General features: G+C 69.2%; 13 protein-coding genes. 7 read left to right on the top strand and 6 right to left on the bottom strand.

Features of this window, described 5'->3' with window-relative positions:
* Genes OG598_RS06585 through OG598_RS06575 form a run of 3 tightly spaced genes read left to right on the top strand, consistent with a single transcriptional unit; the run spans position 1 to position 3,855 of the window.
* Positions 1 to 2,055 carry an N-acetylmuramoyl-L-alanine amidase gene (locus OG598_RS06585; protein WP_328653530.1) on the top strand — a complete coding sequence of 685 codons (2,055 nt, stop codon included), beginning with the start codon at positions 1 to 3 and terminating at the stop codon, positions 2,053 to 2,055.
* Positions 2,056 to 2,070: 15 nt separating this feature from the next.
* Positions 2,071 to 3,063 (top strand): alpha/beta hydrolase, encoded by a 993-nt coding sequence (locus OG598_RS06580; protein ID WP_328653529.1) that lies wholly within the window; start codon positions 2,071 to 2,073, stop codon positions 3,061 to 3,063.
* Between the two features lie 21 nt (positions 3,064 to 3,084).
* Positions 3,085 to 3,855: a DNA alkylation repair protein gene (locus OG598_RS06575; protein ID WP_328653528.1), complete on the top strand. Its 771-nt coding sequence runs from the start codon at positions 3,085 to 3,087 to the stop codon at positions 3,853 to 3,855.
* Here OG598_RS06575 and OG598_RS06570 read toward each other — a convergent pair.
* On the bottom strand, positions 3,774 to 6,071 hold the full coding sequence (locus OG598_RS06570; RefSeq protein WP_328653527.1) for an LLM class flavin-dependent oxidoreductase: 2,298 nt from the start codon (positions 6,069 to 6,071) through the stop codon (positions 3,774 to 3,776). The genes OG598_RS06575 and OG598_RS06570 overlap by 82 nt on opposite strands.
* 144 nt (positions 6,072 to 6,215) lie before the next feature.
* On the opposite strand from OG598_RS06570, the gene OG598_RS06565 reads away from it, so the two are divergent.
* Positions 6,216 to 6,740 (top strand): MarR family winged helix-turn-helix transcriptional regulator, encoded by a 525-nt coding sequence (locus OG598_RS06565; protein ID WP_328653526.1) that lies wholly within the window; start codon positions 6,216 to 6,218, stop codon positions 6,738 to 6,740.
* Positions 6,741 to 6,814: 74 nt separating this feature from the next.
* On the opposite strand, the gene OG598_RS06560 is transcribed toward OG598_RS06565, so the two are convergent.
* Positions 6,815 to 7,597, bottom strand: a complete 783-nt coding sequence (locus OG598_RS06560) for an SAM-dependent methyltransferase (RefSeq protein WP_328653525.1) — start codon at positions 7,595 to 7,597, stop codon at positions 6,815 to 6,817.
* A 253-nt stretch (positions 7,598 to 7,850) separates the two neighbouring features.
* On the opposite strand from OG598_RS06560, the gene OG598_RS06555 reads away from it, so the two are divergent.
* From OG598_RS06555 to OG598_RS06545, 3 genes are all read left to right on the top strand, one after another.
* Entirely contained in the window at positions 7,851 to 8,285 is a 435-nt protein-coding gene (locus OG598_RS06555) for a hypothetical protein (RefSeq protein WP_328653524.1), read from the top strand.
* Between the two features lie 117 nt (positions 8,286 to 8,402).
* Positions 8,403 to 9,338, top strand: a complete 936-nt coding sequence (locus OG598_RS06550; RefSeq protein WP_328653523.1) for a hypothetical protein — start codon at positions 8,403 to 8,405, stop codon at positions 9,336 to 9,338.
* A gap of 173 nt (positions 9,339 to 9,511) precedes the next feature.
* Positions 9,512 to 11,203 carry a cellulose binding domain-containing protein gene (locus OG598_RS06545; RefSeq protein WP_328653522.1) on the top strand — a complete coding sequence of 564 codons (1,692 nt, stop codon included), beginning with the start codon at positions 9,512 to 9,514 and terminating at the stop codon, positions 11,201 to 11,203.
* A 100-nt stretch (positions 11,204 to 11,303) separates the two neighbouring features.
* Here OG598_RS06545 and OG598_RS06540 read toward each other — a convergent pair whose 3' ends face one another.
* The 4 genes from OG598_RS06540 to OG598_RS06525 form a co-directional block, all read right to left on the bottom strand.
* Positions 11,304 to 12,293 carry a LacI family DNA-binding transcriptional regulator gene (locus OG598_RS06540; RefSeq protein WP_328653521.1) on the bottom strand — a complete coding sequence of 330 codons (990 nt, stop codon included), beginning with the start codon at positions 12,291 to 12,293 and terminating at the stop codon, positions 11,304 to 11,306.
* 112 nt (positions 12,294 to 12,405) lie between these two features.
* Complete coding sequence (locus OG598_RS06535; RefSeq protein ID WP_328653520.1) at positions 12,406 to 14,133, bottom strand: IlvD/Edd family dehydratase; 1,728 nt, start codon at positions 14,131 to 14,133, stop codon at positions 12,406 to 12,408.
* 82 nt (positions 14,134 to 14,215) lie between these two features.
* The gene (locus OG598_RS06530; RefSeq protein ID WP_210781498.1) at positions 14,216 to 15,100 is read right to left on the bottom strand and encodes a carbohydrate ABC transporter permease; all 885 of its coding nucleotides are present in this window, start codon (positions 15,098 to 15,100) and stop codon (positions 14,216 to 14,218) included.
* On the bottom strand, positions 15,101 to 16,042 hold the full coding sequence (locus OG598_RS06525) for a carbohydrate ABC transporter permease (protein ID WP_328653519.1): 942 nt from the start codon (positions 16,040 to 16,042) through the stop codon (positions 15,101 to 15,103). It abuts the gene before it with no gap.
* Between the last annotated feature and the right edge of the window lie 55 nt (positions 16,043 to 16,097).

The raw sequence follows: 16,097 nt of genomic DNA, 5'->3' as shown, positions 1-16,097 counted from the left end.
ATGCGACTGACCAGGCGCACGTGCGCCCTCTTCCTGGCGGCGGCGCTGGCCGGTCAGGTCGCGGTCGCACCGGCCGACGCGGCCGGACCCCTGGCGTCCGGTTCGCTCACCGCCGACTTCACCCGGGCCGCCGCCGAGTTCGACGTGCCCCGGGACCTGCTGGTCGCCGTCGCCTACGGTGAGTCCCGGCTGGACGGGCACGGCGGCCTGCCCAGTCAGGCCAACGGGTACGGGGTCATGCACCTGGTCAGCAACCCCACCCAGCACAGCTTGGAGCGGGCGGCCACGCTCACCGGCGAACCGGTCGACCGCCTGCGCTCGGTCACCTCCGCCAACATCCGCGGTGGCGCTGCGGTGCTTCGCGACCTGGCCGACGACGAGGGGCTGACCGGCGGGGCACGCGACCGGCTCTCCGCCTGGTATCCGGTGGTGGCGCGCTACAGCGCTGCCGGCGACGCGTCGACCGCCCGGCTCTACGCCGACCACGTCTACGAGCTACTGCGAACCGGGATCGCCGCCGGAGCGGTACGGGTCGCGCCGCGACCGCTGCGACCCGAACTCGGCCGCTACGCGGGTGTCGCCCCGGCGGGCGCCGCCGGTACGAACGTCGCGGCGGCCGTGCCGGAGTACGCGCCGGCCCGGTGGGTGTCCGCCTACGGCGGCAACTACCAGGCCGGCCGATCGGCGCGGATAACCACAGTGGTGGTGCACGTGACCCAGGGGTCCTACGCCGGCACGGTGAGCTGGTTCCAGAACCCGTCGGCGGGGGTGAGCGCGCACTACGTGGTGAAATCGAGCAACGGCGAGATCACCCAGATGGTGCGCGAGGGCGACACTGCCTACCACGCACGCTCGGCCAATCCGTACGCGGTGGGCATCGAGCACGAGGGTTTCGTGGACAACCCTGCCTGGTTCACCGACGCCATGTACCGGTCGTCCGCCGCGTTGACCCGTTACCTCTGTGACAAGTACGGGCTGCCGAAGACCCGTGCGTCGATCAGGGGTCACAACGAGCTGCCCGGCAACGACCACACCGACCCTGGGCCGAACTGGAACTGGAACTACTACGTCTCCCTGGTCAACGCCGGCGGCTCGGGGGGTCGGTACCTGGCGGGTTCACCGACGGACTTCACCGGCGACGGCCGCGACGACATCGTCGCGTTCACCCGTGGCTCGCTCAACGACGTGTACGTGTCGGCGTCCACCGGCTCCTCGTTCGCCGGAACATCGGTGAAGTGGAACGACTTCTTCGGGCTCAACGACGAGACGCTGTTGTCCGGGGACTTCAACGGCGACGGGCGCGACGACGTGGTGGCGTTCACCCACGGCTCGCTCGCCGACGTGTACGTGGCACTGTCGAACGGGTCGTCGTTCGCCGGCGCCACCAAGTGGCATGACTGGTTCGCGCCGAACGCCGAGGTCGCCGCGGTGGGGGACGTCAACGGCGACGGCCGCGACGACATCGTCGCCTTCACCCATGACGGCGCCGGGGACGTGTACGTCGCGTTGTCCGCCGGGTCGTCGTTCACCGGGACGGCACTCAAGTGGCACGAGTACTTCTCGATCGCGGGTGAATACCCGGCCCTCGGCGACGTCAACGGTGACGGCCGCGACGACATCATCACCTTCACCCAGGGGCCGGTCGCGGCGTCGGACGTCATCGTCGCCCTGTCCACCGGCGCCGCGTTCGGGGCGGCGCAGACCTGGCACGACGTGTTCGCGGTCGGCGCGGAGCTGCCGCGCGTCGGGGACATCAACGGCGATGGCCGTGACGACATCGTCACGTTCACGTGCAACGCCGATGCCGACGTCTACGCGGCCGTCTCCACCGGCACCTCGTTCGTCGGCACCACAGTCAAGTGGAACGACTTCTTCTGCCTGCCCGGCGAGTTCCCCTACCTGGGCGACTACAACGGCGACGGCAAGGACGACATCGTCGCCTTCACCAAGGGCAGCTTCAACGACGTCCACGTCGGCCTCTCCACCGGCACCAGCTTCCTCGGCGCCACCAAATGGCACGACTTCTTCGGCCTGCCCAACGAGACGACCTTCTGACGCAGGGAGACTCCAATGCTCGACGTACCCCCGCCCTCGTCGATCAGTCGGCGCCGGCTGATCGGTGGCTCGGCAGCGGCGGCCGCCGCCGGGCTGTTCGGCGGCGCCCTCGCCGGGTCGTCCGCCGCCCAGGCCGCCGGTGACGGGTACGGCCTGCGCATCGTCGACCGTAACGAGAACGGCGGCCGGTTGCAGTACTACCGCTTCGCCACCGACGCCATCGAGTGGGATCCGGGCGTGAACGTGCTGCTGCCCGACGGCTACCACACCAGCGGCAAGCGGTATCCGGTGCTGTACCTGCTGCACGGCGGCAACGCCGACTTCCGCACCTTCCACCTCCAGGACAACATCGTCGGTCTGACCGCTGGCCGGGAGGTCATCGTCGTCATGCCGGACGCGTCGACCGGCTGGTACTGCAATCCGGTGACCAGCTTGGTCGGGCCCCGCAACTGGGAGACGTTCCACATCGCCCAACTGCTGCCGTGGGTCGACGCGAACTTCCGTACCTTCGCCGAGTACAACGGGCGTGCGGTGGCCGGTTTCTCGATGGGCGGCTTCGGTGCGCTGAAGTACGCGGCCAAGTACTACGGCCACTTCTGCTCGGTCAGCTCGCACTCCGGGCCGGCCAGTCTCCGCCGAGACTTCGGACTGGTGGTGCACTGGGCGAATGCCACCTCCGCCGCGCTGGACCTCGGTGGAGGCACCGTCTACGGGGTCCCGTTCTGGGACGAGGCCCGGGTCAACGCCGACAACCCGGTCCAGCGCATCCCGAGTTTCCAGAACAAGCGGATCTTCCTGGCGGCCGGAACCTCCCCCGACCCGATCAACTGGTTCGACACCGCCAACGAGACCCAGGTGCTCGCCGGTCAGCGCGAGTTCCGCGGGGCACTCGCCCGAGCCGGCATCCCGCACGAGTGGCGCGAGGTGCCGGGTGGGCACTTCTTCCGCCACGACCTGTTCGTCCAGGACCTCGACGGAATGCTCGGACGCCTCCGCCGCGCCGGCTGACCCCCGGTAGCGTCGACGGTCATGGCCACCAACGTCGACGTGTCTCGGGCGCTCGCCAGCCTCGCCGATCCCCGTCGAGCCGAGGCGTCGAGCCGGTTCCTCCAGATGGTCCCGGGTGGGTACGGCGAGGGCGACCGGGCCCTCGGTGTCTCAGTGCCCGACCAGCGCACTGTGGCCGCCCGGTTCTGGCGCGACCTCTCGCTGGCCGAGACGACGACGTTGCTCACCGGCGGCGCGCACGAGGAACGGTTGACCGCGCTGCTCATCCTGGTGCGGAAGTTCGTCAAGGGCGACGAGCCGGAACGGGGTCGGATCGTCGACATCGTCCTTTCCAACACCGACCGGATCAACAACTGGGACCTGGTGGACTCGTCCGCGCCGTACATCGTCGGCCCCTGGCTGCTGGACAGGGACCGGAGCGTCCTGGACCGGTTGGCCGAGTCGAGCCTCGTGTGGGAGCGGCGCATCGCCATCATGGCGACCTTCGCCTTCATCAAGGCCGGTGACTTCGAGTGGACCTTCCGACTCGGCGACCGGCTCCTGCACGACCCGCACGACCTCGTTCGCAAGGCGGTGGGCTGGATGCTGCGTGAGGTGGGCAACCGGGACAGGGCGGCGGAGGAGGAGTTCCTCGCCCGCCGCTACCGGGTCATGCCACGGGTCATGCTGCGGTACGCGATCGAGAAGTTCGAACCGCAGCGTCGCCGCGACTATCTGTCCGGCGCCGTCCAGTCGGCCGGCTCAGCCGGTGGGATGGGGAAGTTCCGGTTGAAGACGTTGTCCGGGTCGTAGCTGGCCTTGACGGCGCGCAGCCGGCCGAGGGTGGGCTCGGGCCAGGCATCCAGCAGTCGAGCCGGGTCGGTGTCGCTCTCGAAGCTGAGATACAGGCCGTCGAGGTGCGGGTACAGCTCGGCCCACAGTTTGTCGAGTTGGGGCCGGCGGTCAGGGACCGTGGCGGCGAGTACCGAGAAGTTCTGCTCCCGGTGCGGGTAGGCGGTCGCGTCGCGGGCGACGTCGTTCACCGCCCCGCCGACGGATCGCACCTGCATGATCATCACATCGCTGGAATGGATCATGTTTTCCATGAGGTCGGCCGCCTGCGGTGTGACGTGGTGCAACAGGCCGCTGCGGGTGTCCTTCAGCCCCTGCCCCCGATGCTGGTTGCCCGCCGGCACGACGATCGCCGGGTACGGCACGAGCTGTGCCTGCTGGTCGAGGATCGGCCCGATCTCCAGGAACGGGCTCAGGGCGGACTGCGCCGCCTCGACGTCGTCACCGGCGTAGACCAGGGTGACCTGGGCAGCCGGCGGGTTGCCACGGCGGCCGGGAAAGAGGGAGAGGAAGCTCGTCAACTCCCGTGGCGCGTCCTCGACGAGTTGGCCCCACCGGCGCAGCAGTCGGGCGGTGTCGGTGGCGTCAGCGACGAGCTGGGCGTAGACGACCTTGTCGACCTCGTACGCCTCCAGCTCCAGCGCCGTGACCACACCGAAGTTTCCACCGGCGCCGCGGATGGCCCAGAACAGGTCGGGGTGATGCTCGTCGTCGACGCGGAGCTGACGGCCGTCCGCGGTGACGATCTCGGCGGCGACGACGTGGTCGATGGTCAGGCCGTGCTTGCGCGCCAGGTATCCGACGCCGGCGGTGGTGGCGAGACCACCGACGCCGACGTCGCCGTAGTCGCCCGAGCTCATGGCCAGGCCGTACGGAGCGAGCGCCCGGGCCACCTCACCCCACCGTGCACCCGGCTCCAGGCGCACCCGACGGGTCGCCCGGTCGAGCACCTCGACCTTGTTCATCCTCGACATGTCAATGACGACTCCCCCGTCGTTCGTCGACCGGCCGCTGATGCCGTGCCCGCCGCTGCGCACCGACAGTGGGACATCCTGCGTCCGGGCGTACGACACGGCGTCGACCACCTCGGCGGCGTTGCGCGGACGGATCACCAGGGCCGGCGAGCCGTGCCAGCTGTAGGTGTGGCGTACCCGCTCGTACTCCGGGTCACCGGGCTCGACGGACCTGGTGGCCAGCGACGGGGGCAGCGCGTCGTAGTCGAGGCCGGGGTGCCGCTCGGCCAGCGCGACTGTCGTGCGGACCGGCCCGGTGGCGACCTCACCCCCGGTGCGCTCCTTGGCGACCGCCTCCCGCAGCGCGGGGGCGATCTCCTGCCCGAGGGTCTGGATGAGGCGTGGGTCGTCGCGTCCGATCAGGAAGGTGCTGAACCCTTCCTCGACGACCAGCGGAAGGAGTTGGTCGACCCACTGCTCGACAGGCCCCTGGAGGAAGCCACGGCTGCGCGACGAGACGTCGACAGTGAACAGGTTGAGCAGCCGCTGGATCTCCCGGGGCTCGCGGCCTGCGGCGATGGCCGCCTCGTCGATGAGCCGGTTGGCGGTCACCCGGTCCGGAGATCGCAGGTATTCCAGCGTCGGCAGCCAGCCGTTGGCCTTCTGGCCGGTCAGGGCCAGCATCTTCGGCTGGTACGCGCCGAGCCAGATGTCGATGGCGTGTGCCGGCTTCGGGCCGCGCTGCATGCCGGGTACGGGGTAGTACTTCCCGTCCAGCCGCAGCGGCCCGGTGTCGGTGTCGTCCCAGACGCCGCGCAGGACGTCGATGGCCTCCCGCAGGGCCGCGACTCCCTGCCCCGCGGTCAGCCGACGCGCCCCCATACCCTCGATCCCGTCCCAGAACGCGCCGGCGCCGAGGCCCAGTTCGAAGCGGCCGTGCGACAACCGGTCCAGGCTCGCCGCGGCCCGGGCCAGCACGGCCGGCGGGCGCAGCGGCAGGCTGAGGACGTTCCCGGAGATCCGGAGCCGCTCCGTGCGGGCGGCGACCCAACTCAGCAGCGTCCAGGTGTCGAGGAGCTCGGCGTTGTACGGGTGGTCCTGGAAGGTGACCAGGTCCAGCCCCGCCGCCTCGGTCAGCTCGGCCAGCGCCACCACCTGATCCGGGTCGTGCACGCTGGGTGTCAGGAACGACCCAAACCGGAGTTCGTGTCCGTAGTCCGACATTGCTTCACCATCCACGCGATCGTTTGATCAACCTATCATGTGTCGTACCTATCGTTTGTCAGACAACCTATCTTCGCCGCCAATCATTCCTCGGCTGCCGCGATGTCAGATGATGATCAACCTGCCGGCCACTAGCATCGGGACATGTCCGCGACCGATCCGTGCGAGCTGCCGGCCGACCGCAAGCGCGGCTCGAACTTCGGCTGGTCGCTGGGCATGGTGCTGCGCCGCTGGCACGAACGCGTCGAGGAGCTGCTGAAGGACCTGCCGCACGGCAGTCGGGGCTACCACATCCTGGCCGTCGTCGTGCACGAAGAGGTGCCCACGCAGGGTGCCCTGGCCGCTCGCCTGGCCATCGACCGCAGCGTGCTGACCTACGTCATCGACGACCTGGCGAACGCCGGCCTCATCGAGCGCAGGCCCGACCCCCAGGACCGGCGGGCCCGACGGATCGTGGCCACCGAACGCGGACGCCAGACGCTCGCCGAGGCCGAGCGGCGGGTCGCCCACGCCGAGGACCACGTGCTGGGCGGGTTACCCGAGGAGCAGCGCGAGGTCTTTCGCGACCTCGCCGCCCGGGCCGCCGAAGCGATCCACGCCGCCGCACCCGCCACGGATCCCTGCGTGGCGGTGCAGAGCGTCCTACCGCCAGCCGACCAGTCCGGCTGACCCGTCCGTACCGCGCGGCGGCGCAGCCACCAGGAAAGACCCACACTGGTGGCGACCGCCGCCGCCGGACAGCGTCAGCGCTTGCGGCCCACCCCGCCGAAGGCGTCGATGTCGGCCGGCGTGTCGACCGCGTCGTCCGGTCGCCACTGCGGGCACGGCACGACGCCGGGCTCGACCAGCTCCAGGCCGTCGAAGAAGCCGGCGATCTCGTCGGGAGAGCGCAGGGTGTACGGAGTCGCGCCGCTGTCGTTGTAGTCGTCCTGCGCCTGCTGCATCTCGGCGCTGATCAGGCTCGTGCCGTCGTTCAGCGAGAGATAGCTGCCGCTCGGCAGCGCCGCCACCAGCTGCCGGGTGACCGCACGGGCCTCCTCGTAGTCGGGCACGTGGCCCATGACGCCACTGAGGATGAGGCCGATCGGCTGCGCGAAGTCGAGCGTCTTACCGGCCTCGGCGATGACAGCGGCCGGGTCGTGCAGGTCGCCGTCGATGTAGGCGGTCCTGCCCTCGGCCGTGCCCACCAGCAACGCGCGGGCGTGCACCAGCACCAGCGGATCGCTGTCGACGTAGACGATCCGCGCGTCCGGGGCGATCCGTTGGGCCACCTCGTGCGTGTTGTTGGCGGTCGGCAGCCCGGTGCCGACGTCGAGGAACTGGCGGATGCCCGCGTCGGCGGCGAGGAACATGATCGAGCGGACCAGGAACTGCCGGGAGGCCCGCGCCACGTCGACGACGCCGGGGAAGACCTGGCGATACTGGTCCCCGGCCTCGCGGTCGACAGCGAAGTTGTCCTTGCCACCGAGCCAGTAGTTCCAGATCCGTGCCGAATGCGGCACCGACGTGTCGATCTTTTGCTGCACGCCAGCCTCACCGGCCTCCGGCCGGCCGGTCGTCGACGATTCCATGCTCACAACTAACCCCCGTGTCGAACGCGTACGCGACGTCGTCGCGGGACGGCCCGGTCGAGGAAGTGGCCACCCGTGACCGTGCCACGGTATAGAAGGCCGAGGATTCCCACCACACCCGGTCACTCCACAAGAGACCGGGGCCGCTTGACGCACTCGCCATGCTGGAACCGCACGCCGTCGTCCCGTACCACTCGAGGAGGACTCGATGGCAAAGCCGGTCAAGACCGCGGCAGCCCTCTTCGGGCTGGGCGTCGGCCTCGTGGTCGGTCCAGCCCTCGGACCCGTTGCGATCTGGCTCGGAGTCGCTGTCGCCGCGCTCGGCATCGGGCTCTCCCTGATCGGTACGGCCGAGTCCGATCTGGTGAGGGACGGCATGGTCGACCGCGACGAGCCGGCCGGCGACCGATCGGCAGCGGGCACAGCGGGCGTCGCCGAACGACAGCGGCGGAACGCGAACAGACCCACGTTCGCCCACCTGGGACCCCAGGTGGAGCGGATCCTCAAACTCGCCGAGGAGCAGGCCGACGATCACCTCAACGCCGCGCGGCTCGACGCCGAGAAGACGGTGAACGCCGCCCGCCAGGAGGCAGAGGCGATCCTGCGCCGGGCGCGCGAACAGGCAGCGGGGAACGCCGGATAGCAGGCAGTCCCCGCGCTCTGTTCGGCGCATCCACGGTCCGACCGATCCCTCGCGCGAGGGAGTGACGTCCCCTGTCAGCGGGGTTCGCCCACTGCGGTACGCCGCCAGGATCGGTCCATGACGACATCGACACGGATCGTCGGGCGGAGCGTCCACGGCCTGACGTACGCAGTGCTCGGCTGGGCCGTGGCATACGGGGGCGTGCGTCTGGCCTGGACGGTCGGCGATGCTCCGGAGTTCGGGCGGCTCGGGCTGGACCTGCTCGGCTTCACCGGCTGGTGGTCGGTGGCGTTGTGCGCGGCCGCGGGCGGGCTGGCGGTCGCCCTGGACCGGGTGGCGACCTGGCGGCCGGCGCTTGCGGGGCTCGCCTGGACGGTCGCCGGAGCGCTGGTCGCGGCAGCCGCGATCCTGCTGCCGGAGCTGGTGGGCTTCCTGCTGTTCACCGTCGGCCCGTTCTTCGACCCGCTGGCGTTCGTCAGTCGGCTCGTCTGTGTCACCGGAGCGGCACTGCTCGCTCTGAGCACCGCGCGCTATCAGCGGCGCACCCGGGGCGACTGCCCAGCCTGCTGCCGGACGGTCCGACCGGGTACGCGGCGCTCGGTACCCGCGCGGTGGGCGCGCTGGGCGGCGTGGGCCGCTGTGGGCGGTCTCGTGACCCGCTTCGCGGCCCAGTTCGTGGTGGGGTTCGACCGAGTCGACCAGAGCGCCTCCCTGCTCGGGTTGGAGATCGGCCTGGTGCTGGCGGGAGTGCTGTTGCCACTGGCGCTGGTGTACCACTGGGGTGAGGTCTGGCCGGGGTGGGTTCCGCTGCTCGCCGGGCGCACCATTCCTCGTCTGCTGCTGCTGGTGCCCGGCTTCGGGCTCGGCGCGGGCATCGTGGCCTACTTCGGCATGGGGATCGTGCAGGTGTCGTCGGGCTCGCACAGCGAGTTCTCCGACGCCTTCCTGTGGGTGGCGATGTCGGCGTACCTCGTCATGGGGGTGGGCCTGGTGATCGGGTCCACCGACTACCACCTGCGCACTCGCGGGCAGTGCGGCACCTGCGGCCGGTGACGGCCCCAGTGCGCCCGGGCCGATTACATTGACAGGATTCGTTATACGAATTAGCTTTCTGGGATCACCAACCTGGGAGCGCTCCCAATCCTGCCGCCGCCCACCATCGCTGAATCTCGCCGCAGACGAGCCCTCCCGAGGCGTGAAGCCACCACCACCTCAGGAGGAGTTTCATGAGAAGAAGAAGAGTGACGAACGCGGCAGTGGTGTCGGCCGGCGCCGTCCTGCTCGCGTCGGCAGCCGTCGCCGTGGCGATGCCGGCGGGGGCCGCAGCCGCCGGCTGTTCGGTCACGTACAGCGTGTCGTCGCAGTGGCAGGGCGGCTTCGGCGCCAACGTCGCCATCACCAATCTCGGTGACGCGGTGACGAGTTGGACGCTGACCTGGAACTACAACGCCGGCCAGACCGTCACGCAGGCATGGAACACGACGCTGACGCAGAGCGGCACCGCCGTCACCGCCAAGAACGTCAGCTACAACGGGGCCATCCCGACCAACGGGACCGTCTCGTTCGGTTTCAACGGCTCGTGGACCGGCAGCAACCCCGATCCGACCACTTTCGCGTTGAACGGGGTGGGCTGCACCGGTGGCACCGAGCCGACCGACCCGCCGCCCACCACCACCCCGCCGCCGAACGGGCCGGCTGACATCACCGTGAACAGCGCGACCAGATACCAGACGGTCGACGGCTTCGGGGCCGCCCAGTCCATCTGGGGCAGCGCCTGGTCCACGACGGACACTCAGACGCTGGTCGGAATGGGCGCCAACCAGCTGGGGCTCTCCATCGTGCGGACCGGCCTGTCGCCGGAATCCAGCGAGTGGGCGACGCACGTGAACTCGTTGAAGACGGCGAAGTCGTACGGGTCCAACGTGAAGATCCTCGCCTCACCGTGGACCGCACCGGCGGCGTGGAAGACCAACAACAGCCGGGTCAACGGCGGCAAGCTGAAGACCGACTACTACGACGACTACGCCAACCATCTGAACAGCTACGTGCAGTACATGCGCGGCCAGGGCGTGCCCATCGACGTCACCTCGGTGCAGAACGAGCCGGACTGGCACCCGGACTACGACTCGATGGACTGGAGCGGCACCGAGCTGCGCACCTTCGTGCGCGACCAGGGCACCAAGGTGCAGAACACCAAGCTGATGGTGGCCGAGGCGGTGAACATGAACTACAATTTCACCAATCCGACCCTCAACGACGCGACCGCCCGCAACAACATCGGCTACATCGGCGGACACCTGTACGGCACCGAGGAGTCGGGCCGACTGCGGCCGTACTCGCTGGCGGAGCAGCACAACAAGCCGGTGTGGATGACCGAGTGGAACCTGCACGCCGCCGACGGTGGCGGCTCCAACATCTGGGGCAACCCCGCCAACGCGGCGGTCTGGAACGAGACCCTCGACGACATCATGCGCACAGTGCACAAGTCGATGGAGGCCAACTGGAACGCCTACATCTGGTGGTACGGCAAGCGCTACTACTCCTTCATCGGTGACGGCGAGTCGGCGTTCGGCACCGTCGCGGGCGCTCCGCTCAAGCGCGGGTACGCCTTCTCGCAGTACGCGAAGTACGTCCGTCCCGGCTACCAGCGGGTCGCCCTGTCGAAGAGCTCGAAGGCCTCGCCGCTGGAGGTGACGGCCTACCAGGGGGACGGGAAGATCACCCTGGTGATCCTCAACCGCTCGAACAGCGCGGTCAACAACGCCGTGATCCAGGCCCCGCAGAACGTCAGCCGGGCCGAGCACTACCTCACCTCGCAGAACGCCAACGCGGCCAGCCAGCCGACCAGCGTGAACGGCGGTCAGGCCACCATCAACGTCGGCGCCCGCAGCATCTCCACGCTCGTCTTCACCCTCTGAACACCTCGTTCGCCCGGAGCGCCATCGACGTCGCGGGAGCCCCGGCCACACGCTGGGGCTCCCGCCCGTCGGCGGGCAGCCCCTCCAGATCGTCGGCTTTTCAGGTAGCGGTCGGCGGCGCCGCCGTGCTCTGCCGCACCACGAGCTGGGGGACGACCAGCGGCAGACGCTGCGGCACCGTGTCGTCGATGGCCTGGGTGACCGCCGTGATGGCCCGCCGACCGACCGCGTCGAAATCCTGCTGGATCGTCGTCAACGGCGGGATGAGGTAGGGCGCCTCGGGCACGTCGTCGAATCCGACGACGGAGACGTCGTGCGGCACCCGCCGCCCACGCTCGTGCAAAGCACGCAGTACACCGATGGCCATCTGGTCGTTGGCGGCGAACACCGCGGTGGTCGCGCGCATCGCGCCGACCCGCAGCCCGGCGGCGTAGCCGCTGTGCGCTCGCCAGTCCCCCTCGATCGGCTCCGGCGGGCGTAGGCCCGCAGCAGTCATCGCCTGGCGCCACCCTTCGAGGCGAGCGCGGGCCTCCGCCCAGTTGAGCGGACCGCTCACATGCACGATCTCTCGATGCCCGAGGTCGAGGAGGTGCTCGGTGGCCATCCGGGCGCCGAGCACCTGGTCGACGCCGACCGTCACGCTGGCCCTGGACAGATCGCCCTCCACGACGACGAAGGGGACACCCGAGCGCGTCATCCGCACCACCTCGAGGGCCTCGTCGTTGCCGGCGATCATCACGACACCCTCCACGCCGACGCGCATGAGGTGTTCGGTGGCGTCGCTGAGCGCCCGTACCGTCACCTCGGAGAGGCTCACCGAGGTGGCGAAGTAGCCGGCCGCGCGGGCGGCGTCCTCGACACTGCGATGGATGCTCGTCGGACCGAACAGCGTCCTGGCCGTGCCGATGATGCCGATCATCCCGGACCGTCCGCGCACCAGCGCGCGGGCGGCGGTGTTGGGGCGGTAGTCGAGTCGTCGGATCGCCTCGAGGACGCGCTCCCGCGTCTCGCGCCTGATGCTGGGCGCCCCGTTGATGACCCGGGACACCGTCTGATGTGACACGCCCGCCAGGCGAGCGACGTCGGCCATGACCGGAGGCCGGTCGGCCGCTGTCACAGCGGCCTTTGCGTGAACTCGCACTGGCGGGCCGTCCGTTCTTCCATGGAATCAGTTCCTCGTGGGCTTCGTCCGATCGTGGCCGTCAGTGTGAGTGACGGGGCACCGCGCTGCCGCTGCCACCGACGAGAAAGTCGAGGTCCGCGCCGCTGTCCGCCTGGAGGACGTGCTCGCTGTAGAGCCGTACCCAGCCCCGGTCGGCCACCGGCTGCGGAGGCTGCCAGGCGGTGCGGCGTTGGGCCAGTTCGACGTCGTCGACCAGGAGGTCCAGGCGGCGCGTCGTCACGTCGACGCAGACCAGGTCGCCGGTGCGTACCAGCGCGAGCGGGCCACCCACTGACGCCTCCGGTGCCACGTGCAGGATGCAGGTGCCGTAGCCGGTGCCGCTCATCCGAGCGTCGGAGATCCGCACCATGTCCGTGATGCCGTCGGCGAGCAACCGTCGTGGCATGGGCACGTTGCCCACCTCCGGGAAGCCGGGGTAACCACGTGGTCCGGCGTTGCGCACGACGATCACCGTGTCGGGGGTGACGTCGAGGTCCGGGTCGTCGGCGGCGACGACGTACTCCTCGATCCGGTCGAAGACGAGCGCCGGACCGGTGTGCGTGAGGAGGTGGGCGGAGGCGGCGGAGACCTTCAGCACCGCCCCGGACGGCGCGAGTGAGCCCCGCAGCACCACGGTGCCCGAGCCGGCGGGCTGGAACGGCTCCTCCATGGTGGCGATGACGTCCCGGTTCCAGCACTGGGCGCCGTCGACGTTCTCCGCCACGCTCCTGCCGCTGACGGTGACGTGATCCATGTGCAGCAGCGGGGCGAGTTCCTTCATCACCACCGGAAGGCCGCCCGCGTAGGCGAAGTCCTCCATCAGGTACATCCCGGACGGCATGAGGTTGACGAGCATGGGCACGTCGGCGGTGAGGGTGTCGAAGTCCTCCAGCGACAGCGGAACACCGAGGCGTCCGGCGATCGCGAGCAGGTGTACGACCGCGTTGGTGGAGCCGCCGATGGCGGCGTTCACCCGGACGGCGTTCTCGAACGCCTGCCTGGTGAGCACCGAGGACAACCGTTGGTCCTGTTCGACCATGGCGACGATCCGGCGTCCGGCGGCCTGCGCGAGCGCGTACCGCCGGGAGTCGACCGCCGGCACGGCGGCCGCCCCCGGCAGCTGCACACCCAGCGCCTCGGTCACACAGGCCATCGTGGACGCGGTACCCATCGTCATGCAGTGGCCACGGCTGCGGGACATGCCGACCTCCGCCTCGGAGCAGTCGGCCGCTGTCATCCGACCGGCCCGCATCTCCTCGGTGAAGCGCCAGACGACGGTGCCCGAGCCGATGTCCTGGCCGCGGAACTTGCCGTTGAGCATCGGGCCGCCGGTCAGCATCAGGGTCGGCAGGTCGACGCTCGCCGCTCCCATCAGCAGGCCGGGGGTGGTCTTGTCACAGCCGGAGAGCAGCACCACCCCGTCGAGCGGGTTGGCGCGGACCGACTCCTCCAGCTCCATCGCCAGTAGGTTGCGGTAGAGCATCGTCGTGGGTCGCATCAGCGGCTCGCCCAGGCTCATCGCCGGGAACTCCAGCGGCAGGCCCCCGCTCTCCCACACGCCCCGCTTCACCGACTCGGCGAGGTCGCGCAGGTGGGCGTTGCAGGGTGTCAGCTCCGACCACGTGGTGGCGATGCCGATCACCGGACGACCGTCGAAGACGTCGTCGGCGAAACCCTGGTTGCGCATCCAGGACCGATGGATGAACCCGTTGCGGCCTTCCGCACCGAACCACTGCGCGCTGCGCAGCGGTCGATTCGTCGTCGACATCAGCACACCTCTCTGTCATCCGTCCGGCCGCGTCCTGCGCGGCGGCGATCAATGCCCGTGGTGGATTGGCTGGTGGCGCCGCCTATCGGAGACCTCCGACGGAGAGGCCGCCGCGCCAGTGTCGTTGCAGGCTGAAGAACGCGATGATCAGCGGGATCACGGACACCAGGGAACCCAGGATGATGAGGCTCCACAGCGAGGTGGTTCCCGCGTTGTTCGCGGACGCGATCCCCTGCCAGAGGCCGAGACCGACGGTGACCGGGAAGAGCCGGTTGTCGGAGAGCATGGCCAGCGGCAGGAAGTAGTTGTTCCAGGACGCCACGGCCGACAGGAGCAGCACGGTGACCACCGCGGGACGCATCAGCGGAAGAGCGATCTGAAGGAACGTCCGTACCTCTCCCGCGCCGTCGACCCGCGCCGCGTCCAGGAGTTCGTCGGGCACCGCGTCACGCGCGTACACGTGCATCAGGTAGACGCCGAACGGGTTGAGCAGCGACGGGAGGATCACCGCCCAGACCGTGTTCGTCAGGCCGAGCCGGGAGAACATGATGAAGGTCGGGATGACCAGAGCGGTGGCGGGCACCATCAGCGCGCCGAGCACGATGGCGAAGCTGAAGCGTCGGGCGGCGAACCGGTACTTGGCGAACCCGTAGCCGGCCATGACCGCCAGGACTGTGGCGCCGATGCCGCCGGCGATGGCGTAGAGCGTGGAGTTGAGCATCCACCGCAGGTAGATGCCACCGTCGTAGGTGAAGAGCTGCCGCAGGTTACCGAGGTAGTCGATCTGGTCGGTGAACCAGAGGGTGTTGCCGCCGCCGAACAGGCCCGGCGCGTCCTTGGAGCTGTTGACGATGACCCACCAGAACGGTACGAGGAAGTAGATCACCAGGAAGCCGAGGAGGATCTGAAGGGGGAGATAGCGCTGCGGTCGGCGGGCGCCGGCGCGGACGCTGGTGTGGTCGGTCATCTACAGGAAGCTCCTCCGCTTGCGGGTGAAGAACAGGAAGGCGTACACGCAGATGAACACGATCCCGCCGAGGGCGAAGGAGATCGCGGACCCGTAGTTGAAGTTGGCGAGCGAGAACGCCTGTTGGTACGCGTACATGTTCGGGGTGAAGTCCGAGCCGATCGTGCCCGCGGCGAGGTATCGCAGGATCTGCGGTTCGTTGAAGAACTGCAGGGTGCCGATGAGCGAGAAGACCAGGATGAGGATCAGGGCGGGCGCGATCAGCGGGATCTTGATCCGCGTCGCGATCTGCCACCGCCCGGCGCCGTCCATCCGGGCCGCCTCGTAGAGCGTCGGGTCGACGCCCTGCAACGCCGCGTACAGGATGATCATGTAGTAACCGGCCCACTGCCAGGTGACGACGTTGAGCAGCCCGTAGAAGATCAGGTCGCTGCTCAGGAAGTCGGGTGCTGTGGCGCCGAACAGCCCGAAGATGTCGGTGAGCGGGCCGAAGCCCCGACTGTAGAGGAACCCCCACATCACGGCCCCGATGACTGTGGGGATCGCGTACGGCAGAAAGATCATGAGGCGGGAGAAGCGAGCGAACAGGGTCGTCACCGAGTCCAGGATGAGGGCCAGCGCGAGCGCGATGACGATCTGCAGCGGGATCGAGACCAGCGAGAAGCGGATGACGAACCACGCCCCGGACAGGAAACTCGGGTCGGTGAAGGCCTTCACGTAGTTGTCGAAGAGAACGAAGCTGGTGCCGCCGATCAGCTTCTTCTGAAAGAGACTGAGGTACAGCGCGTACCCCAGCGGTGCGATGAGGAACGCCAGGAACACGATCCCGAACGGCCCGACGAAGAGCCACCCCATCAGGTGTTCGCGGAGGTGCACCTTGCCACGGATCTTGCGCGTCTCAGGCTGAGTACGCGGTGCGCGCTTCTCGGTCAGGGATGTCATCTTGGTCTCCGGGACGTGGACGCTGAGGGGGGCGGGTGGGCCGGCCGGCCAGTGT

The sequence above is a fragment of the Micromonospora sp. NBC_00330 genome (assembly GCF_036136635.1).
GTDB lineage: Bacteria > Actinomycetota > Actinomycetes > Mycobacteriales > Micromonosporaceae > Micromonospora > Micromonospora salmantinae.
This window is presented reverse-complemented; position numbering and strand designations above follow the sequence as displayed.